The sequence below is a fragment of the Mucilaginibacter sp. JRF genome, assembly GCF_015223065.1.
Taxonomy (GTDB): domain Bacteria; phylum Bacteroidota; class Bacteroidia; order Sphingobacteriales; family Sphingobacteriaceae; genus Mucilaginibacter.
This window is the reverse complement of sequence record NZ_JADFBY010000005.1, coordinates 31,745-54,076: the sequence shown is the minus strand read 5'-3', so window position 1 is coordinate 54,076 and position 22,332 is coordinate 31,745. Positions and strand designations below refer to the sequence as shown.

Annotated in this window: 12 protein-coding genes; 4 read left to right on the top strand and 8 right to left on the bottom strand. The window is 46.2% G+C overall.

Annotation, left to right across the window (positions count from 1 at the left end):
• Positions 1–65: 65 nt before the first annotated feature.
• From IM792_RS13965 to IM792_RS13930, 8 genes are all read right to left on the bottom strand, one after another.
• The gene (locus tag IM792_RS13965) at positions 66–1,967 is read right to left on the bottom strand and encodes an alpha-amylase family glycosyl hydrolase (protein WP_194102501.1); all 1,902 of its coding nucleotides are present in this window, start codon (positions 1,965–1,967) and stop codon (positions 66–68) included.
• 21 nt (positions 1,968–1,988) lie between these two features.
• Positions 1,989–4,442, bottom strand: a complete 2,454-nt coding sequence (locus IM792_RS13960; RefSeq protein ID WP_194102500.1) for a TIM-barrel domain-containing protein — start codon at positions 4,440–4,442, stop codon at positions 1,989–1,991.
• 72 nt (positions 4,443–4,514) lie between these two features.
• Positions 4,515–5,543 (bottom strand): SusE domain-containing protein, encoded by a 1,029-nt coding sequence (locus tag IM792_RS13955; RefSeq protein ID WP_194102499.1) that lies wholly within the window; start codon positions 5,541–5,543, stop codon positions 4,515–4,517.
• Positions 5,544–5,582: 39 nt separating this feature from the next.
• The gene (locus IM792_RS13950) at positions 5,583–7,217 is read right to left on the bottom strand and encodes a RagB/SusD family nutrient uptake outer membrane protein (RefSeq protein WP_194102498.1); all 1,635 of its coding nucleotides are present in this window, start codon (positions 7,215–7,217) and stop codon (positions 5,583–5,585) included.
• Between the two features lie 22 nt (positions 7,218–7,239).
• Positions 7,240–10,239 carry a SusC/RagA family TonB-linked outer membrane protein gene (locus IM792_RS13945; RefSeq protein WP_194102497.1) on the bottom strand — a complete coding sequence of 1,000 codons (3,000 nt, stop codon included), beginning with the start codon at positions 10,237–10,239 and terminating at the stop codon, positions 7,240–7,242.
• Positions 10,240–10,390: 151 nt separating this feature from the next.
• A complete protein-coding gene (locus IM792_RS13940; protein ID WP_194102496.1) occupies positions 10,391–12,253 on the bottom strand; it encodes a glycoside hydrolase family 13 protein in 1,863 nt (620 codons plus the stop codon).
• Positions 12,254–12,562: 309 nt separating this feature from the next.
• A complete protein-coding gene (locus tag IM792_RS13935) occupies positions 12,563–14,203 on the bottom strand; it encodes a DUF6377 domain-containing protein (protein WP_194102495.1) in 1,641 nt (546 codons plus the stop codon).
• A 119-nt stretch (positions 14,204–14,322) separates the two neighbouring features.
• A complete protein-coding gene (locus IM792_RS13930) occupies positions 14,323–16,833 on the bottom strand; it encodes a M14 metallopeptidase family protein (protein ID WP_194102494.1) in 2,511 nt (836 codons plus the stop codon).
• 164 nt (positions 16,834–16,997) lie between these two features.
• Between IM792_RS13930 and recQ the strand changes: the two genes are divergently transcribed.
• The 4 genes from recQ (at position 16,998) to IM792_RS13910 (ending at position 22,324) form a co-directional block, all read left to right on the top strand.
• The gene (recQ, locus tag IM792_RS13925) at positions 16,998–19,142 is read left to right on the top strand and encodes a DNA helicase RecQ (protein WP_194102493.1); all 2,145 of its coding nucleotides are present in this window, start codon (positions 16,998–17,000) and stop codon (positions 19,140–19,142) included.
• 148 nt (positions 19,143–19,290) lie between these two features.
• Positions 19,291–20,715 carry a glycogen/starch synthase gene (locus IM792_RS13920; RefSeq protein ID WP_194102492.1) on the top strand — a complete coding sequence of 475 codons (1,425 nt, stop codon included), beginning with the start codon at positions 19,291–19,293 and terminating at the stop codon, positions 20,713–20,715.
• The gene (locus tag IM792_RS13915; protein ID WP_194102491.1) at positions 20,712–21,977 is read left to right on the top strand and encodes a glucose-1-phosphate adenylyltransferase; all 1,266 of its coding nucleotides are present in this window, start codon (positions 20,712–20,714) and stop codon (positions 21,975–21,977) included. Before IM792_RS13920 ends, IM792_RS13915 begins: the two co-directional genes overlap by 4 nt.
• Before the next feature lie 164 nt (positions 21,978–22,141).
• On the top strand, positions 22,142–22,324 hold the full coding sequence (locus tag IM792_RS13910) for a hypothetical protein (RefSeq protein WP_194102490.1): 183 nt from the start codon (positions 22,142–22,144) through the stop codon (positions 22,322–22,324).
• Positions 22,325–22,332 lie beyond the last annotated feature (8 nt).

Sequence of the window (22,332 nt, the reverse complement as noted above, 5' to 3'; positions counted from 1 at the left end):
TCTCCCTTGCGGAGAGGCTTTTCTAACTAAATTAAACCAACAACATTTTATCCAAATGCTGTTATCTATTGCAGCTGTGCTGAGCTGTATATGTGGTACTCGCCCGGTTGCAGGGTGAGGCTCATGCTTGTGCTGGTTACGTTTAGGGTACTGCCGGTAACATAATCATACCAGGTACCGGTTTTGGTGAACGCTACGGTTGCGGTTTGAGCCGTTACATCATAGTTACCTACTACCTGCACATCAACCCCGCTGCCGCTAAGCGCCATGTTTTTCACCGCGCCGGTTAGCGTGTATGTAGCGGTGTTAGCGCCGAATACCGGGTTCTTCAACTTCATTTTTATGTATTTGGCGTAGGCATTGTACAGGGCTTTGCGCTCGGGTACGTTTTGGTAATCCCAAAGTATGGGCTTGTTGCCGGTACGGCCGTTTTGGTCAATGCTGATATCATAACCCAGCTCGCCAAACTGCCATATCATTTTTGGCCCTGGTGATGCCATCAGGAAGGCTGCCGTCATGGCGCCACGTTTAAGGCCGTTGTTCAGCAGGCGGGCGTTGTATCCATCCTGGTTACCGTAGGTTACATTCTTAAACATTACGCGTTCCTCGTCATGGCTTTCGGCGTAGCTAATCAAACCATCAGCAATGGTAAAGGTATGCGCCGCGAACATCAGCTGCGACAGGTCAGACGTCGGCATCCAACCCATATTAGCTTCCTGGAAACCATAGGCCAGGTTGTTCCACAGCATCATGCCATTAGCGGCCAGTTCCTTTTCTTCCTGCGGGGCGGCAAAGTGTTCCAGTATCACATAGGCGTTCGGATCTACGCTTTTAATAAAGGTGTTGTAATCTTTCCATATCGCTATACGGCTGGCATCATAGGCCGACCATGCGTTAACATCATTAGGGTTATTAGTTTGCGTAAAGCCTTTTGAAAGGTCGAAACGGTAGCCGTCTATCTTATACTCCTTCAACCAGTGGCGCATTACGTTTTTAGAGAAATACTTGGTTGCCTGGCTTTCGTGGTTAAAATCGTAACCTACGTTAAAAGGGTGCTTGGCATCGGCATTAAACCACGGGCTTAATGTTGATGGCTTGCCGGTATTTTGATCAAAGTACATCCTCACCATGGGCGATGAACCAAAGGCATGGTTAAGCACAATATCCATAATAACGGCAATACCACGCTCGTGGCAGGCATCAACCAAGGCTTTCAGATCATTCTTGGTACCATAATACTTATCGGGCGCGAAAAAGAACGAATCATTATATCCCCATGATTCATTACCCTCAAACTCGGCAACCGGCATCAGCTCAATTGCGTTTATACCCAGTCGACTGATATAGTCCAGCGTATCAATAATGGTTTTGTAACTATGGTCGGCCACAAAATCGCGCACCAGCAGTTCATAAACTACCAGATCTTTCTTAGCCGGGCGGGTAAAGTTGTTCACTTTCCAGCTGTATGATGGCTGGTTGGCCTGCATCACACTCACTATCTGGCTGGTTTTTCCTGTTGGGTAAGCCTTCAGGTTAGGATATACCGATGCCGGGATGTATTTATCATTATCCGGGTCGAGTATCTTCTCGGTATATGGGTCGGCCACGCGCAGGTTGCCATTGATGAGGTACTGATAAGCATATTCGGTATTGGCATTAAGGTTATCAACCTGCACCCACCAGCGGGTACCATCGGTACTGCGTTTCATGGCAGTGCCTGTCCAGTTGTTAAATTCACCAATTACCGATACCGATACTTTGCCCGGCGCATACAGGTTAAATATGGCCGATGTACCGTTGTTAATAAACGTTACACCATCGCCCGCGTTGTTGGGGATACCATTACTGCTGGTATCGGGCTTGTTGGTTCCCGGGTCGGTGGGGTTATTTGTTACCGGGTCGCTTTTTTTGCAGGCCACGTTGGCCAGCAGCAGCGCTATAATGGATAGTTTATATATTACTCTCATAACTGATATATGGGGTAGCTGTTAATAATTTATAACAAATTCGGTGCTGTTATTGGGTAAGGTAATGGTTCGGGTATCGCTGCCCTCGGCCTTGTTGGCCACCCCTTGCGGGTCAAACTTTGATATAGGGTTGATGAACGATACAAAGTCCGTTTTGGCCTGCACCTGCTTACCTGCCTGCTTAACCGTAGCACTGCCAAAGCCGTGCATATACAAGCGCACATATTTAAATTTAGATGTTAACGAGCCCTCAGCCTTTGCAAAGGTGATGGCTTTTTTAGCCGCGTTGTAGCTGATGTTACGTTTGTAAAAACTTCCTTTTTCGTAATTGTAACTTTCACCATCATCCTCGTAATACACAAAGCTATTGTTAACATCGCCTTTGTAAATGTGTACGTTAAGGGTATCGGTAGGTTGTTCAGTAGTGTTTTGTATAAGCGATTGCATCGGGATGATGGCGCTCTCTTTTACATAAACCGGCAGCTTGTTGTTAACCAGCTTAACAATGGTTTCGGTACCGCCATTGCTCACCTCATCTGAATATAGATTGTACCATTTGCCTTTAGGCAGATAGATAGTTCCGTAAGCATCAGTACCGGCAAACGGCGCTATCAGGAAAGCGTTACCAAACAGGTATTGGTTTTGATACTGATAAACTTTGGCATCGTGCGCGTAATTAATAGCCAGCGAACGCACCACGGGCCAACCATCCTGCGTAGCCTCATAAAAAGTGGAGTACAGGTATGGCAGCAATTTGTAGCGCAGGTTAATGTAGTTGCGGGCTATCTCCAGGGTTTCCTCACCAAAAGCCCATGGCTCGGCCGATTTGGTATTTACCCCCGTATGGTTACGAAAGTATGGGTTAAAAGCGCCTATCTGCACCCAACGGGTGTACAATGCAACGCTGGCATTGCCGGTAAAACCACCAATATCCATACCTGTGAAAGGCACACCACTTAGGCCCAAACTGCTTAGCAAACGTACGCCTTGCAGCATGTGGTCGTCCTCGGCACGGTTATCGCCTGTCCATAGGGCTGAATAGCGCTGCAAACCCGCATATCCTGAACGGCTCAAAATAAACGGACGCTTATTCAATGCCTTGCGGAAACCCTCGTAACTTGCCCTTGCCATTTGCATGCCGTAAGCATTGCGTGCCTCCGGATGAGCTGCTTTGCGGCCTTCCCAATCAAATATCACGTTATCCGGCATTTTTTGGCCCCAGGTGGCTATCTCATTCATGTCATTCCATATACCGCTAACACCGTCGGCAGCATATTGCTTTATTTCGCCCTGCCACCAATCACGACCTTTAACACTCGTAAAATCAGGGAAATGGCACCAACCCGGCCATACCTCGCCGGTGTAGTTATTATTATCGGCGTATTTTATAAAGATATCATCCTTCAAACCACGCTCGTAAACACCGTAGCCAGGCTCAGCCTTCACTCCCGGATCAACAATTACCGTAGTTTTAAAACCCATTTCCTTCAGGCGATTGTTCATCTTCACCGGGTCAGGGAAACGGTTTTTATCCCAGGTAAACACCTTGTATTTATCCATGTAATGGATGTCGAGCGTTATGCCATCGGCGGGGATCTTCTTTTCGCGCAGGGTTTGGGCTATGCGGTATACTTCCGTATCGGGATAATAGCTGTAGCGGTTTTGCTGATAACCCAGGCTCCACAGCGGCGGCAAATTCATGCGGCCGGTTAGCGCCGTATACGAGGTAATGATATCGCCCAGGTTTTTATGATAGATGAAGTAATAATTCATCTCGCCGCCACGGGCACCAAACGATGAAAAGCGGTTGTTGCTGGCACCAAAGTTAAAATCGCTTTGCCAGGTGTTATCTAAAAATATACCATAGTTTAACCCATGATGTATGCCGATGTAAAACGGAATGGTTGAGTATAAGGGGTCCTGATCAACACGGTAGCCAAACACATCCGAATTCCAGTGCGTATAGCCTGAACCACGGCGATCAAGTCCGCCGGTTTTTTCTCCCAGGCCAACAAAGCGCTCGCCCTCCTGCATTTTTTTGTAGGTGGTTACGTTCTCGTTAACCCACGAGGTGGTCAAACCTACCTCGTCCTGACTGATCACCTTACCATCCGGCGTGTAAAAAGCAACGCTGAAAGGCTTTTTACCTATAACCAACTTAACCGAATCGGTAACAACCTGTATCTCGTTATCATTTTGCGTTACCGATGATTTTGCCTTTTGGGGCTGCGCGATCACCGCGTACGAAAAATCGGCACCAAGCTCCTGCTTATCAATACGTACTCTGATAACCGATGGCGTGTACACCGTAACCTCGGCACGGGCGTTTTGCGTGGTTATTTTTAGCTGCTGGCCATTCTCGGTAACGGCGGTAACATTACCCATAGGTTTTACCGGGCTGTTTTGAGCCCAAACCGGCAAACTAAAGGCAAAGCACACCCCGAAGGCCAAAACTGCCCTGTCAAATATCTTCATGAAATAAACTGATTAAATGTGAACGCCTAATAATTAACCCCGGCATAAGCCGGGGTTAAAAAAAGGGTCAGTTTATAGTTTAGTAATAGTATACGTTTTGGCGGCAACGTCAAGCACAATACGGTAGCTACCGCTTGTGGCTACGTTAATATCAGCACCACCCTGGGTAAGCGCGCTTGGTGTACCACCAAGGTTTACGCCCCAATCATCATTGTACCTGAATTTGAAGAATTTTCCTCCTACCAGATTAACAGTTATAGACCAGGTGTTGTTACCGTTATTATATATCATATCGGTATCAGCATCCCAGCCGCCCGGTGTGGCATCGCCAATTACACCCCAGCTATCCTTGGCCATCTCAATGGTGTTGGTATTCAGATCGAGGGTTATTTGGTATGACCCTGCTGCCGGTGCCTTAAAGTTACCACCGCCTGTTGATACCGAACCACCACCGGCATCGCCATAAGATGAATTCCAGTTTTTAGCCGGAGTGATCTTGAACTCGTAGTTGGCGCCTGCATCAACCGGGAAGTATATAGTGCCTTTGTAAACACCATTACCTGTTGCTGATATTAAGCTATCGGCAGTAGCGGGGTTCCAGCCCTGGTAGTTACCCGGAACATATACCCAGCTAATAAGCGGATAAGGTGTAACGGTTAACTTTAATACGTTTGAATACACCGGTGCAACAGTTGAGTTAAGCTCTGACTTTACACGCAGCTCAACCTCGGTTGGGCTATCAAATGGCAGGTTTAGTGCCAGCAGCAGGCTGTTAAAATCAAGACCGGTATAGGTCAGGCTTTTCACTTTTCCTTCAAGCTCAACCTCTTTAGCTGGGGCAAAGTTGGTACCGCTTATGGCCAGCTGCAAGGTATTGGTGGCAGCGGCGCTAAAGCCAAACTCAGGCTCGGTAAAGTTTAGGGTGATCACATTTTCGGTTTCGGTAGCCTTTTCAAGCACCAATGTACTGGCTGATGCTGAAATGGTGCCACCTTTTGCGTTTGAAGACAACACGGCCCTGTTCTCATCTTTTTTACAAGCTGAGATGATGAGCATACCGGCGCATCCAAGCGCCAGCAGTTTTTTATATAATGTTTTCATTATCGTTACTATGATTTTTTATGACTAAAACATCATGAATTAATAACCCGGATTTTGTTTCAGATTTGGATTTGTGGTGATCTCGGCCGCTGGCAGTGGATATAAAGCCCTGAAAGCCTGAGTTTGCCTGCCGGCACGCACGCCGCCTTTCCATGTCCACAGGTAGCTACCCTGGGTAAATTGCTCATACCTGATCAAGTCGGTACGGCGCAAACCTTCCCAGTACAACTCACGAGCACGCTCTTTTAAAACAACATCAAGGTCAATTGAGGTAACACGGCCTGATGTATTGCCATAAGCCCTATCCCTTAACATATTGATATAGTTTATAGCAGTATTTAATGCACCGCCCGAACCGCCTCTTAATGTAGCCTCAGCATATATCAGGTACATTTCGGCCAAACGGAATACCGGAAAATCAGCATCTGAGTGACCCAGATCCTTGCCCACAGCATCAGTACTGGTAATGTTACGGAACTTAAGCACCCCTACACCATCAGTATAGTTAGTTAAGGCATTAACCGTAGTGCTAAAGCCCTGGAACCAAAACTGAGCACGCTTATCAGCAGCTGAGGTATTATTGGTAAAGTTTTTAGGGAACTGGCTATAGTCAGTATTACCATTATCAGGGAACAGGTTGGTCAGGTCGGTTGAGGTACGGATACCACCCCATTTGCTGTCAACACCCAAAGTAGCAGGCTCGGGCATTGGCGGGCCGTATGAGGCATGGGTAAAGAATGTCATACCACCAAAACCTTTGGTTCTAACACCATCATAGTTAATGGTAAAAATAGCCTCGTCCTTAAACTGATCATTATCGGCTAACAAAAGCTCACGATAGTTGTCGTGCAGGGTGTAACCACCGTTAATAACTTTCAAAGCGTAAGTTATAGCATCGCCGTTACGCTCGGTACCGGTGTAAACCTTAGCGTTAATGTATAACCTGGCAAGTAATGCCCATGCGGCACCTTTATCTGCTCGGCCATATTCATTGGCTTTAGCATCAACAAGGGTATTTTCGATGTCTTTTAATTCCGACTCAACATAGTTGAACAGGTCGGCACGGCTTATTTGCTTTGGCAAACCGGCGCCAAGTACATCATTCTCGGTAACAAATGGCGGGTTACCGTACAGGTCCATTAAGCCCCAGTAAGCAAAGGCTCTTAAAAAACGTGCCTCTGAACGGAATTGGCGAACCTTATCGGCATCAGCACCGGTAATGTTACGTGAGCTTAGCATGGCATCGGTTGATTGTCTTAAAAAATCATTCGACAAGGTAACCTCATACATCAACCTGTAATACTGGCCAACAATGGCCGGGTTGGTGGTTGACCATACCATGTTCTTAAAATCCTGCAAACCGGCATCGCCCCAGGCTATCATGGCCTCATCGGTAGGTAGCTCCTGCAAATACCAAAAAGTACGTAAAAAGCCCGCGTAGTTACCTTCATCAGGTACACCCTGTAGGTCATTGCTGCCGGCCGGGCCTTCGTTACCCGAAAGGGCCAGACTGCCATATAATTTAGCCATAGCCTGGGTATAGCCCAATGGAGTGCTATAAACCTGATCGGCCGTTATATCATTTTTGGGTAATTGATTAAGATCTTTTGTGCACGAAGCCAAACCACCGGCAATACCAGCGATCATCAATAATCTTATTATATTCTTTCTCATTGTAAGTAACTTAAATTGGTTATTAGAAATCAAGGTTTAAACCTAACACGAAGGTGCGCGGACGCGGATAGAAATTGTTATCAATACCGCTGTTAACCTCCGGATCTAAGCCTTTGTATTTTGTGAACACGTAGGCATTTTGCACGTTACCGTACAAACGCAAGCTGGCTGCCGAGTTAAACACCTTGCCAAAATCATAACCAATGTTCACGTTATCAATACGCAGGAATGAAGCGTTTTGCACGAAATAGTCAGATGAGTAGAAAGCATCGCCAGCGCCCTGGAAATTAGTTTCGAGCACGTTTGTTGATGCGTTATTCAGGTAACCACCAATTGGGTTAAACACGTTACGTAGTGTACCGGTGCTTGAAAATACGTTGTTGTATAAGTAGTTACCCAGGCTGCCCCTTAACACCATACCTGCACTCCATTTTTTATAGTTTACAGATGTGCTTAGGCCGAAGAATGCACGAGGGTCAACATTTTTGTAGCGGTAAAGGTCGTCCTGATTTATAACGCCATCGCTGTTACGGTCAACAAATACACCTTCAACCGGTTTACCTGCGGCATCATATACCTGTTGGTAAACGTAGAACGAGCCACGTTGATAACCCTCAGAGTGGATAAGTACCGAGTTACCTGTACCGCCTGATATTGTACCATAACGGGCACCAGGGTAGTTAGGATCAGGAGCGATGGTTAACTGGGTGATCTTGTTGGTATTGTAAGTAAAGTTCACACCCAGGTTCCAGCTAACATCCTTTTTGCGGATGATCTGAGAATTCAGGGTTAACTCAACACCGTGGTTTTCCATTGAACCAATGTTGGCCACAATACGGTTGCTAAAGTTAGTACCCGCCGGCTGATCGATCTCGTTCAACAGATCCTTGGTTTTTTTGTAATAATACTCCACACTACCGGTTAAACGCTCGTTAAAGAAACCAAAATCGGCAGCGATGTTAGTAGTCGCTGTTTGCTCCCATTTACGGTTAGGGTAAAAACCGTTCGGCCTGTACATATTGTAATAAGTATCGCCTAACTGGTACTGAGCCGTGTTTGAGCTCAGGCTGTAGAATGAGCGGTAATCATACAAACCAATGCCTTCCTGCTGGCCGGTTATACCGTAACCACCACGCAGCTTTAAGTTTGATACAACGTTATTGTCAGCCAGGAATGATTCTTCTTTCATGTTCCATGACAATGCTGCCGATGGGAACGTTGCCCACCTGTTTTGCGGTGAAAAACGAGATGAACCATCAGTACGTACAGTAGCGGTTAAAGTATACTTGTTTTTAAAAGTATAGTTTAAACGACCGTAGTATGATATCAACACGTTCTTATCCAGGTTATCAGGGAAAACCGGAGTTACAAGCACTGTATTATCAGCCGCTCTGGTTGGGAAATTGAACACATGGTTCTCAAATATCTGGTAGCTATAACCGGCAACCGCGTCGATACGGCTGTCAATTGATTTCAGATCCTTTACATAGTTCAGGTAAAACTCACCAACACGGTTTTTCTGATCTTGCTGATAGCGGTTATTTAAACCGTTATAAGTTACACCACCAACCGAGCCGCTGTTGTAACCTTGTGCTGCATAATCGGGTACAAAGATGGTTCCTTTACCTTGCGAGTAATCGTAACCTAAATTCAGGTTAGCATGTAACTCAGGTAAAAAGTGGAATGAATAATCAAACTGTACGTTACCTATGCTTCTTTTAACATCGCTTTTATCATTACGCAACTCAAGCAAGCCAACCGGGTTACGTGGCGCAAGCGTTTGCAATGAGTTACCAACCTTGGTTTCGTAATAGCCGCCAAACTCATCATTACCTGAATAAATAGGCTGAGTTGGGTCCATACTAACAGCGGCACCAATAGCACCCTGGTTAGCGAAACGGCTTTTGCTGATGGTTCCTTTTAAGTTAAGATTGATCTTTAAGTGGTTATCAAACAACTTAGGGCTCAGGTTAATTGCGCCCGATGTACGTTGAAGGTTATCAGTTTTAAGCACACCATCCTGATCAAGGTAACCTACCGAAACCCTGTAAGGCAAGCTTTTGTAAGCGCCTGATACGCTAAGGTTAGTATTGTGCGCTATGGCTGTTTGGTAAATTTCATCCTGCCAGTCGGTATTGGCCGAGCCTAACAGCGCTTTTTGAGCATCGGTACCGTTGGTGTTCACAAAATCTCTGAACTCGCTTGGCGAAAACACATCAACCTTTTTGCTGATCTGTGATGCTGAAAGCTGAGAGTTAAGTGATATTTGTGGTTTGCCGCTCTGGCCTTTTTTGGTAGTGATCAACAATACACCGTTTGATGCACGAGAACCGTATATAGCTGCCGCTGATGCATCCTTTAATACCGAGAATGATTCGATATCATCAGGGTTGATCAAACTAAGCGGGCTTGGAGCGCCTGAGATACTATTGTCGCTCAAAGGCACACCATCAACCACGATCAGGGGGTTGTTTGTAGCGCTTAATGACGCGCCACCACGTATACGTATCTGGCTGCCTGCACCCGGCTGACCACCGTTTGAGGTGATAGACACACCGGCAACCTTACCCGCTATCAGATCAACAGGTGAGCTAACAACAGCTTTCTGAAAATCCTTGCTGCTAACGGTGGCTATTGAGCCGGTAACATCCTTACGGTTTTGTGTACCGTAACCTACTACCACCACCTCATTTAATGATTGCGATTCGGCAGCAAGCAAAAACTCAACCGTTGTTGCCTGGCCCGCGGTTACATTCACGGTTTTTGACATTACGGTGTAGCCAATGTACTTGGCTGTAACGGTATGCGTACCGGCGCTGATATTGTTAATTTTAAATGCGCCGTTCACATCAGTAGCGGTACCGGTGGTTGTGCCGTCAACAGTGACTGACACGCCCGGCAGGCTCTCGCGCTTGGTATCAAGCACAGTACCGCTTATGCTGCCTGTTTGTGCAAATGCCAGGCCTGATACAAGCATCATGGCCAACAAAAGCACATAGTTTTTAAGATAAAATCTTCTCATACAAATTAAATTTTTAATGCGTAAAGCTTTAATCATTGGTTATAAAACTGGATATAATTGTGTGTTTTAAAAAAGCTGCCGAATACACAGCCCGTCAGGCGGGAGCGCCTTTTATTGTTATCCTCATCATGTTTATTTTTGGTTTATTTAGTTATTTCAGCTCGAGTATGAACTGCCCCCTGGCGGGTACAGTCACTTTTTTATCAATGCTTATTTGCTTACCCGTTATTACATCGGTACCTGTGGTGTACTTACCCGTTACATCGGTAAAGCGCTCCATATCCAGCTCCTGATCCTTACCTGCGCCGTTAAGCATTACCAGTACCGTTTTATCGCCATAAATACGGGCGTACACATACACGTTATCATAAGCGGCATAATGTATCAGCTTACCTGCTGTAACGGCCTTATTGGTTTTGCGCCAGTTAAGCAGCTTGCGCAGATAGTTGAAAGCCTCGTTCTGCTTATCGGTACGACCTTCGGCAGTAAAGGCATCAGTTTTATCGCCCGGCCAGCCGCCCGGAAAATCCTTGCGTATCTGCCCGTCGCCTTCGTTCTTGGCGCCTTCCATCAATATCTCGGTACCGTAGTATATCTGCGGAATACCGCGTGTAGTAAGCAAAAACGCGAATGCTTGCTTGAAGCGATCAAGGTTTTTATCATCCTTACGGGTAAAACGACCCAGGTCATGGTTATCCAAAAAGGTCAGGATGTTGTTCGGGTCAGGGTACAAAAAGTCTTGCGCTATAACCTCGAATATCTGGTACATGCCTGATTGTTCGCCGCCGTTCTTATTGGCATCCTCGTTAAAGCCCCAATCAGCAGTAAACGTTAACGGAAAATCCATTACCGTTTTAAGGTAGGTATTGTTAGGGTTGATGGCCGAGTTACGCTGCCACCAGGCAGTTTCGCCGCTTTTGCCATACCACGATTCACCTACGATATTGAAGTTAGGGTATTCGGCCATTACCTCTTTGCACCAGCGCGCCATAAAGGCATAATCAGGGTAAGGGTAAGTATCCTGACGAATGCCATCAATACGGGAGTACTCAATCCACCAAATGCTGTTCTGTATCAGGTAGGTGGCCAGGTGGCGGTTACGCTGATTCAGGTCGGGCATATCGGGCACAAACCATCCGTCAAGCAAAATATCCTGCTCCTTTTTCGCGGCGTGCGGGTCCATAGCGGTAAGCTTGGCATGGTTGGTTTGTACGTACTTGTTCGGGTTGTTTATCCAGTCGGCAGCCGGTTTATCCTTCATCCAGGGGTGAGCCAGGCCGCAGTGGTTAAATATCATATCCATTACCACCTTTATGCCTTTGGCATGCATATCGGCAGTAAGCGTTTTAAACTCAGTGTTTGAGCCAAAACGAGGGTCTATCTTATAAAAATCGGTAATGGCATAACCGTGGTACGAGCCGTTAGGCATGCGGTTTTCCTGTACGGGATTGAACCAAACGGTGGTAAAGCCCATATCCTTGATGTAGTTAAGGTGGTCGGCCACACCCTTAAGGTCGCCGCCGTGGCGGGCATCGGGGTTTTTACGGTCAACACCTACCGCGTCGAGCGCGTCATTTTCTGTGCTGCCGTTGGCAAAACGGTCGGGAGTTAGCAGGTAAAGCACATCGCTGCTGTTAAAACCTTGCGCGCCGGTACGGTCGGTACGGGCTTTGAGCTCGTAGTTTATGGCTTTGGTGTCGCCATTGGCGCCGGTAAATTTTACACGCATTACGCCCGGCTTAGCTGCCGCAGTAACGTTAAGATAAATGAACAGGTAATTCGGGTTATCAGTTTTGGCTACCTCAGTAACCTTTACACCCGGATAGGTGATAACCGGTTTCGCGCTGCTTATGTTGTTGCCATGAACCATAAGCTGCAATTGCTTATTCTTCATGCCTGCCCACCAAAAGGCCGGTTCTACCCTGTCAATATTCAACTGGGCAAAAACACTTGCAATGCCGGTGAGGCAAAAAATAATACAGAATACAAAACTTTTAGTATAGGTTTTATACATGTGTGGTCAGCTCAAAAAGTTGTTATCGGTTACCTTGGTTTATATTGGCTAAAACAGTTGTTGCCTTTGGGTTTCGGTGTTTTAATTTATACGAAACGGAAGGACTTAGTGTTTTACCTGATACAAATTTGATGAGCTTCCAAACGTTTAGCTATTTGTTTAGCTAAAATTTAAGAAAATATTGGATTATTTAAAATTAAAATACTGACAATCAGATATTTAATTTTTGATTTTTTTGAAAAAATTTAAACAAATTTAGGCTTGTATAACACTTACAAAGTGGGGAACAAGCGTGTAGAGGGGCATTTGCTACACATTCTCGGTAATTTTTTTACCGCTTCGTGTGTTATCAACGGCCTTGATATCCATTATGCGTTTATCAAATTCATCGGCCGGGAAAAGCGATTTGGCCTTTAAACGCATCTTATAAACGTAGATGGTTTTTTCGGAATACTCGAGTATTTTAGAGATGGTTTCGGTATCGTTAATACCCAGCCTGATGAGGGCGAAGATGCGCAAGTCGGTACTCAGCACCTCGTCGCTCTTTGGCCATATCTGATCTTCCTTTTTAAACAGGGCATTGAACAAGGCCACAAAGTTTGGAAATATCTTGATGAACACATGATCGAACGTATGGAACAGCGCCTCACGCTCCTTTTTTATCTGGATATTATCAACTATCAGCTGGATATGGTCATATCGTTTTTGCGACAGTTTGAGATCTACAGAGCGCTTCAACTTTTCCAGCTTTAGGATGTAGCCCGATATCACGTTAAAGAAATAGCCAATGTACTCCTCCTTAATATGCGTATCTTCCTGTAACTTAAGGTTGATGGCTTCCAGTTCGGCATTGGTTTCCTCAATTATCTTCTCCTTGGCCTTAAGGTTTTTCAACTGCCTGAACAGCATTACCGATATCACAATAACCAAAGCCGCCAGTATGGATAATGATACAATGAAGATGAGGAAGCGTGTTTTTTCGCGTTCGCTGTATTTCAGTTTTTCGGCTGCTATGATAGGCAGTATCGAGCTGATCTGCGCGCGGCGCTGGCGGGCACCATAAAAATCAGCATCGGCCATGGCCTGCTGAATGTACTTATAGGCATTTTTGATATCGCCTTGCTTATAAAATACCTCGGCCAGCCAAAAAATAGCCAGTGTTTCTTTGGTTGATGATTGTATATCGCTGGTAACAGCCTGCACCAATAGGTCGATACCCTTATTACGATCTTTATTGGTTAAATATATATTGCCCAGGGTTGATGCTACAATGGCGTTTTGATGCTCGGTAAGTTTTTTGGTATTAAGCAGGGTCAAAAAATCAGCCTCGGCAGCTTTCAGATCGCCTTGCTTTAGTTTTTTGTAGCCGATAAGGTACAGGTTATTGTATGATCCCGGCTGACTGATAGCAATGGCCGAATCGATATACTTATTGGCCTGCTCCACATACACCGGTGAGTACTGGTTATCGTTATCGTAATTAGCCAGGTCGAAGTTAGCGCGCATCATCAGGCGGTAATACTCGTAACGCATGGTATCGCTCAACTTACTCGCATCAATGCCCGAAAGATTATCGAACGCCTCCTTAAACATACCCGACGACAGCAGGATGAAACCCACTTTAACTTTACTGGTATACTCAAGCCCAACGTTATTAAGCTTTTGGCTTAGTTGCAGCAGCTTGTGGGCATATACGTAGGCCGAATCGTACTTATATGATTTATATTCTTCGTAAACCTGGCTGCATAGGGTAAAGCTGAGCATGGGGTTGCCGCGCGAACGGCCCAGTTTTGCCTTAAGCTGTTTTAAACGCTGCTCTTTAAGGCTATCATACTCTCCCTTGCGGTTAAGCTCAATATCCAGCTTATCCAGCAACTCATCCGTTTTGGCGGGTGCGGAGAAAACAGCATTACCAATAAAAAGCAGAAGAATAAGCAAGGCAGTGCGCATACGCAGGTTCAATTGTTCCGCAAAGTAAGCAATAAAAAAGCAAATAGACTTACTCCCGGCTCCCCGTAATAACGTTGTTGCGTTGGTTTATTTTATAATAAGCGGCAATTTTATACCGATCACTGCACCATGAACACCGCGTTACCAAAAAGCAGTTTGCCATTCTCCCAAAAACTGCGGAACAGCGGATCATCAGCCAGGTAAACAACCGCCCCACGACCAACAGCCTGTACACCTATCAGCATACCATCAACCAGTTTGGCCTTGCTGTTTTGCCCCACAAAGCCCGATGTGTAGCCATCCTTTTTAAGTGTGCCTACATTCCAGCCGTTAAGTCCTAAATACTCGTAAACCTCATCGTTCAGTTTAAGGGTATAATAATCGGCAGGCATACCAAAACCCAGTGGGTGGGTATTGTCCAGATGTATTTTGTAAACCGCGCCGGGTACATTGCTTTTCAGCGCTTCTTTATCCCTGTCGGCGTATGATATTACCTTGTTACTGTTATCCTTACCCTTATCGTCCTTTTTATCATCCTTAACCTCCTTATCGCGTATGCCGAACAACTTTTTATCCGCCAATTGCGATACGGCATGCTGCATGGCTATCAGCTTACCACCGTTGTTTACCCAGCTTTGTAGCTTATCAGATGGAAAATCCCCTCCGTAATATCCATCGGCGAAGATCATCACATCCACATCATTCCAGCTCATACGGTTAAGGTCGGTATAGTTAACCAGCGTTACGGGGTAGTTTATTTGCTGCTCAAAGTAATGCCATACCTCACCCACCGCTTCGGATGAGGTTACGTTGCCCGTAACCAGCACCACATTAAGCGGACGGATGTGTTTAATATAATCTGACCCCATATCGGCACCCTTATCTACAAAGCCGGAGTGTAGCTGTACCAGGGGATGATTGTACTCCCCGGCTAATGCGCGCATGGTTTCATCAAAGTTCTTACTATCATTTCCGGCACGGGTAATCAGCAACGAACCTGCCTTGAATTTTCTACCCGCGGCCTCAAAAGGTTTTTCGGAGTAACGTACCTTGATGTTCCGCTTTAACAAGGCACCCAAAAACTTAACATCATTTACCGATTGCCACTCTGATACATAGGCATAGGCCGGTTCGGTTGTAAATAACGGCACATCGGCCGGTACCTCTTTTTGGCGTAAGGGTTTTAACGATTCCTTTACCGCCCAGGCTTTTAAGCCATAAGCATACGGTAAGGCCCAGCCGGTAATATCGTAAGTGTTGCTATCGGCAATAAAGGTTTTGGGCTCAAGCAAAACGTTCAACAATACGGCTTTGGGTTGATAGGCGTTTATCACCAGATCATTTTCGGCAGGCTTATAGGTTTCGGTTTTACCGGTGGTATAATTCAATCCCTTTACCGCACGGTTCAGTCCGTAACCGAATTGTATGCCATTGCGCTTAAGCAAAGCGGCAAGGGCGGTTATCTTATCATTATTGCTGTTTTGTATCACATAGGTTTTATACTCGCCCGGCGGATTGGTACGCCCTGCGTCAAAATACTTTTTATACTCGGTAAGCGCTTTTTGCGCGTTGGCGGATGCCGCCTCGATAGTACTTAAGCTGTTAGAGTGATGGTGCGCAATACGATCAGCAAGGGTAAGCGTATCACCGGTGCGGGTTTGTATGGCGAGGCCGGCGGCTATGCCACCCTGCTCATACGTCATGCCGATGGAACCATTGTACAACGGATAGGTATCGCCATAAGATGGGTATAGCAGATCAAATATCTCCTTGGTAAAGTACGCCCAGCCATTCTTATCAAAATATTTGGCGTTGTTTTTCCCGATGATAACCTGGAATTCGCGCTGCCATGATGTAATGTCCTTATGCACTGGTTCAGCAGCGGGGGCAAAATAGTAAGGGGCGTTATAACCCTGCTCATGAAAATCAACGTGTATTTGCGGCAGCCATTGATTAAACAGCGCTACACGGCCCTGCGTTTCCTTTTGTACCTGCCATGCCCAGTCGCGGTTCAAGTCGAAAAAGTAGTGATTGGTTCGTCCTGCTGGCCAAGGTTCAAAATGCTCGCGCGCGGCAGGGTTGGCATCGGGCTTATCGCCTTTGGCCGCATTGTAAAAGTTAACGTAGCGTTCGCGCCCATCAGGGTTAAGGCATGGATCGATCACCACAACGGTGTTCTTCAGCCAGGCCTTGGTGCGGGTATTTGCCGGGTCAACCAGATCATACAGTGTCTGCATTGATACCTCGCTCGAACTTGGTTCGTTGCCATGCACGTTAAAGCTTAGCCATACAATAATAGGCGTATTACTGTTGATGCTGCCCGCGGCTTTCTCCATCCCGGCAAGACCTAAGTTGTTCTTGCGAATCTCCTCCAGTTTGCCAATATTATCTGCCGATGCAATAAACATGGCCATCAGCGGGCGCCCCTCATTGGTAGTACCATAAGGCACCAGCTTTACATTGGGGGCGGTTTTGGCGATGTAATTAAAGTATTCGGCTATGCGGGCATGGTGCGTAAAACGCGAACCCAGGCTATAACCCAAAAACTCATCGGGCGATTGTATTTTTTGTGCCAGGGCATTTATAAACAAACCAAGGCATAACAGCAGGACGGATATTTTTTTAAGCATATAACAGTGTAGAAAACTATTCGCGCATTGGCGCAGATGTTAAATGTCGATAAATTACAGGTAAAATAGCTAAATTTTTATGTAAATATCCTGAAACCCTTACCGGCACACAAGCAATAATCCGCACATTTGCACATCAGCATATCTGCACATAAAACAAATATATGACCCCACTACAAGCCCTGCACAAATATTTTGGTTACAGCGAATTCAGGCACGAGCAGGAAACCATTATAGGGCGTGTACTTAACGGGCACGATGTTATGGCGCTGATGCCAACGGGTGGCGGTAAATCGCTGTGCTATCAATTGCCCGCGGTTTTATTGCCCGGACTAACTATCGTAATATCGCCCCTGATAGCCTTGATGAAGGACCAGGTTGACAGCCTGAACCTGAATGGCATACCAGCAGCATTCCTTAACTCCAGCCAAACGCCTGATGAACAGCGAAACATTACCGACAGGCTAAAAAGCAACCAGATAAAATTGCTTTACCTGGCACCCGAACGCTTGTTCGGTACGGAGAATAAACTGATCGATTTTTTGAAATCGCTACCGGTATCATTGTTCGCTATTGATGAGGCGCATTGTATATCGCACTGGGGTCACGATTTCAGGCCCGAATACCTGATGCTTGCCCACCTGAAGGATCATTTTAAAAACATACCCGTAATTGCCCTTACCGCCACAGCTGATAAGCTAACGCAAAAGGACATTCTGGAAAAGCTGAACCTGCGCCAGCCATCAGTATTTATATCATCCTTTAACCGCGAAAATATTACTTACCGGGTAACGCCTAAAAACAAAAGCTTTAACCAGCTGCTTAATTTTTTAGATGGCAGGCGCGATGATTCGGGTATTATTTATTGCCTGTCCCGTAAATCTACCGAGGCCTTGGCCGCCGACCTTAAAGATGAAGGTTACAGTGCCGAGGCCTACCACGCCGGGCTTGACCATGCCACCAAAGCCCGTAACCAGGAAGCTTTTTTGCGCGATGAGGTGAAGATAATGGTGGCTACCATCGCTTTTGGTATGGGTATCAATAAAAGTAACGTGCGGTATGTGGTACACATGGATATGCCCAAAAACATTGAGGGCTATTACCAGGAAACCGGGCGTGCCGGGCGCGATGGCCTCCCATCAGATGCCATGCTGTATTATTCGCCGGGGGATGTTATCAAGCTGAAGAACTTTGTAACCCTTGACAATAACGAGGAGCAAAGCCAGATACTGTTTGATAAGCTGAACGATATGGCTGCCTATTGCGAACTGCACACCTGTCGCCGTAAATACCTGCTCAATTATTTTGATGAGCAAGCCACGGACAATTGCGGATCGTGCGATATATGCCTCAGCGAGTTTAAAAAGTTTGATGGAACGCTGATCGCCCAAAAGGCTCTGTCGGCAGTGGCGAGGCTTAACCAGCGTTTCGGGCTGGGCTATGTGGTTGATTTTTTACGCGGATCAAAAAGCGAGAAGATACGTGACGAGCACAAGCAACTTAAAACCTACGGAGTAGGGGCCGATATCAGCAAGGCACAATGGCAGCGCTACCTGCGCGAGCTTAACGCCCACGGTTATCTGCAAATCACAGATGATGCCTACCCTATTGTAAAACTAACCGACAAGAGCGAAGCCGTACTAAAAGGCCAGCAAAAAGTTGAACTTACCGAAGCGCAGATCATTGAAGAAAAAACGGAGGAAGCGTTGCCGTTTGAAGCGTCATTGTTTGATCAGCTTAAGGTGGTACGTTTAAACTTTGCCACGATGGAGAATTTACCGGCTTACGTTATACTATCTGACGCTACCTTGCTGGAAATGGCCACCTACCTGCCGCAAAGCATGGATGAACTGAGGCATATATCCGGCTTTGGCGATGTAAAGCTGGCCAGGTACGGGCGCGAGTTTCTGGAAGTGATAAAACCTTATTGCGCAGCCAACGGGTTAACCTCAAAAGTGAAACCCAAAGCCGCCAAACAACGGCAATCTAAGCCACGCAGCGAGAAGGTGAGCAATACCCAAAAGGAAAGCCTCAACTTGTTTAAGGCGGGCAAAAGCATCCAGCAAATAGCCGCCGAACGCAGCCTATCGCCCATGACGGTTGAAGGCCACCTCACCCTGTTCGTGCAAACCGGCGAGCTGGAAGTTACCGAGTTTGTTGACCAGGGCAAGATACCCGCCATTCAGGATGCCATTGAAAGTTACGGCCCCGAACGCCTGGCCCCATTAAAAGAGGTTTTGGGCGACAACTACTCGTACACCGAAATTAAGGCCGTTGTAAGCTGGCTTAAGCGCGAGGCCGAAGCGTAATAATGGTTAATATGATGAAGCTTTAATTAATTTTTAATCTACCGTCAGTAAAGCGTACTTTTTTTACTATTTGCCACACATTTTTATGGTTTAAGGGTTTGTTTGTTACGGTTAAATGTTAGTACCTTATGCCAATCTATAACCTATAATGAGAATATTCCATTTAAGTGCCGAATGTTTCCCGGTTGCCAAAGTTGGCGGCCTTGCTGATGTTGTAGGCGCGCTGCCAAAATACCAGGTTGCCGCCGGCCTGCAAGCTGCCGTTGCCCTACCCTATTACGACCGAAAATTTACCCGCGAACATGAGTTCGATGTGGTTTTTCAGGGGTTGACATTGCTTGGCACACGCCGCTTATATTTTGAGATACTTAAGGAAAAGACCAATGCCCTGGGCTTTGAGCTTTTTTTAGTTAAGATACCGGGACTGATAGACCGTGAGGAGGTGTATTGCTATCCCGACGAAACCGACCAGTTCATTGCCTACCAGATAGCCTTTTTAGATTGGATAAACTGGAGCGCCCAAACGCCCGATGTTATTCATTGCCATGACCACCACTCGGGGCTGGTGCCGTTTTTGCTTAAGCACTCGGCTACCTATAAACGCCTGGCTAACATACCTACCGTATTTACCATACACAACGGTCAGTATCATGGCGCTACCAGCTGGGATAAGCTGCAATATTTGCCCGAGATTGATATGACCAAAACCGGTTTGCTTGATTGGGCGGGCGCTTTAAACCCATTGGCTACGGCTGTTAAGTGCTGCTCGGCCTATACTACGGTATCGCCAAGTTATTTGCACGAGCTTACCATTAACTCCAACGGGTTAGAGTACCTGTTTTATATTGAGGGCTACAAAGGCCAGGGCATACTAAATGGTATTGATACCGATGTTTGGAACCCGGCAACCGATAAGCTCATCGCCTCAAAATATTCAACGGCACGCATCACCCAGGGAAAAAATAAAAATAAGGCAGCACTTTGTAAACGCTTTAACCTGAGCATCGAGCTACCGCTTATTGTGTTTATCGGTCGTTTGGTTATTGAAAAAGGTGCCGATTTGCTGGCCGCCGCCATTGAGCGCAGCATGCAGGAGCATTATGGCCAGGTTAACTTTTTAATGCTGGGCGCGGGCGATAAGGATATGGAAGCCGCTTTGTTAGGCCTTAAAGAAAAATATCCTGAACATTACAACGTGTTTATTGGTTATGATGAAGCATTGGCGCACCTTATTTATGCCGGTGCCGACTTTTTGCTGATGCCATCGCGCGTGGAGCCATGCGGCCTTAACCAAATGTACTCGTTACGTTATGGCACACTGCCTATAGTACGCAGCACCGGCGGATTGAAGGATACCGTAACAGACTTTGGCGATCAGGGTGGTTTTGGTATCAGGTTCAATAACACCAGTGTTGATGATATTTGCTACTCGGTAAGCCGTGCACTTGTATTGTACAGCAATATGCCGCATTTGCAAAAGCTACGAAAAACCATGATGGCGCTCGATCACTCCTGGGATCGTTCGGCCGCAGAATATGTAACCCTTTATAACCGAATAATATCAGCATCATGACTTCAAATGTAATAGCTATTGTGCTTGGAGGCGGCCAGGGCAGCCGTTTATCGCCGCTTACAGCTACACGTTCAAAACCGGCAGTGCCCATTGCCGGCAAATACCGTTTGGTTGATATACCTATCTCAAACTGCCTGCACTCGGGCATTGAGCGTATGTATGTGCTTACGCAGTTCAACTCGGCATCGCTTAACAAGCACATTAAAAACACTTACCACTTCAGCAGTTTCAGCGAGGCATTTGTTGATATATTGGCTGCCGAGCAAACGCCATCAAGCGTATCGTGGTTTCAGGGCACGGCTGATGCCGTGAGGCAAAGCTTGCACCACCTGATAGTGCACGAGTTTGATTATGTGCTCATCCTATCAGGCGACCAGCTATACCAAATGGATTTTCAGGATATGATCAATAAACATATTGAGCAGGAGGCTGAAATATCAATAGCCACCATACCTGTACACGCCAATGATGTACCGGGCTTTGGTATTTTGAAAACCGACGACAACAGCATGATAACCGCCTTTATTGAAAAACCTAAAAAGGATTTTGAAAGCTGGGCATCAGAGGTGAGTGAGGAGATGGCGGCACAGGGCCGTGTTTACCTGGCATCAATGGGTATATACCTGTTTAACCGCAAGCGCTTGTTCGAAATACTGCAATCAAATGATCACCCCGACTTTGGTAAGGAGATCATTCCGCAGGCTATTGAGGAGCACCGCGTGGCCAGCTACCAGTACGAAGGCTATTGGACCGATATTGGTACTATACCATCGTTTTTTGATGCTAACCTGGGCTTAACTGACGATATTCCGCAGTTTAACCTGTTTGATAAGAACCACATATTTACCCGTGCGCGCATGTTGCCGCCATCAAAAATATCAGGTACGCTGATGGAAAAAGCCATTGTGGCCGATGGTTGCATTGTTAACGCCAAGCACATTAAGCGTTCCATTATTGGTATACGTACCCGTATAGGCTTTGATACCACTATTGAGAACTGCTATGTAATGGGCAGCGATATGTATCAAACCCTTGAGCAAATTGAGGATTCGCGCGCTAACGACCGCCCTATAATGGGTATTGGCGATCGCTGCTGCATCAAAAATGCTATTATAGACAAGAATTGCTACATAGGCAACGATGTAACCATTAATTGCGAGGGCGACAAGCCTGATGGCGACTATGGCACCTACACCGTTCAGGATGGTATTGTGGTGGTTAAAAAGCTATCAGTAATACCTAACGGTACTATCATCAAATAATATTACAATTTTCGCAGATAGAATGCCGGGGTGGTTAACACTTCGGCATTTTTTGTGTAGTAGCATTGGGGCGCAATTATCACAGTGACAATTGTAATTACACCTAAAACTTTTTCAGGTTTAAATTGCTGTTTTACAAAGCAGTAACTAAAAAAGCAACCACTATGAAAAAAGCAGTATCAATGTTAGCCTTAGCGGCTATCAGTTTTGGTAGCGTTTACGCGGCCGATGTGAATGTTAAACCTGCCACCATGCAGCAAGACAGCACCAAGAAGATGAAGAAAAAAATGAAGAAGATGAAAAAAGACAGCACCAAAGCTGTTCAGGATACCATGAAGATGCGTTAAGAGGCTGT

What these genes read in the sequence shown, in the direction of transcription:
- IM792_RS13930 (WP_194102494.1), bottom strand. Translation starts at nt 16,833, where the DNA reads ATGCTTAAAAAAATATCCGTCCTGCTGTTATGCCTTGGTTTGTTTATA.
- IM792_RS13935 (WP_194102495.1), bottom strand. Translation starts at nt 14,203, where the DNA reads ATGCGCACTGCCTTGCTTATTCTTCTGCTTTTTATTGGTAATGCTGTT.
- IM792_RS13960 (WP_194102500.1), bottom strand. Translation starts at nt 4,442, where the DNA reads ATGAAGATATTTGACAGGGCAGTTTTGGCCTTCGGGGTGTGCTTTGCC.
- IM792_RS13965 (WP_194102501.1), bottom strand. Translation starts at nt 1,967, where the DNA reads ATGAGAGTAATATATAAACTATCCATTATAGCGCTGCTGCTGGCCAAC.
- IM792_RS13915 (WP_194102491.1), top strand. Translation starts at nt 20,712, where the DNA reads ATGACTTCAAATGTAATAGCTATTGTGCTTGGAGGCGGCCAGGGCAGC.
- recQ (WP_194102493.1), top strand. Translation starts at nt 16,998, where the DNA reads ATGACCCCACTACAAGCCCTGCACAAATATTTTGGTTACAGCGAATTC.
- IM792_RS13945 (WP_194102497.1), bottom strand. Translation starts at nt 10,239, where the DNA reads ATGAGAAGATTTTATCTTAAAAACTATGTGCTTTTGTTGGCCATGATG.
- IM792_RS13910 (WP_194102490.1), top strand. Translation starts at nt 22,142, where the DNA reads ATGAAAAAAGCAGTATCAATGTTAGCCTTAGCGGCTATCAGTTTTGGT.
- IM792_RS13940 (WP_194102496.1), bottom strand. Translation starts at nt 12,253, where the DNA reads ATGTATAAAACCTATACTAAAAGTTTTGTATTCTGTATTATTTTTTGC.
- IM792_RS13920 (WP_194102492.1), top strand. Translation starts at nt 19,291, where the DNA reads ATGAGAATATTCCATTTAAGTGCCGAATGTTTCCCGGTTGCCAAAGTT.
- IM792_RS13950 (WP_194102498.1), bottom strand. Translation starts at nt 7,217, where the DNA reads ATGAGAAAGAATATAATAAGATTATTGATGATCGCTGGTATTGCCGGT.
- IM792_RS13955 (WP_194102499.1), bottom strand. Translation starts at nt 5,543, where the DNA reads ATGAAAACATTATATAAAAAACTGCTGGCGCTTGGATGCGCCGGTATG.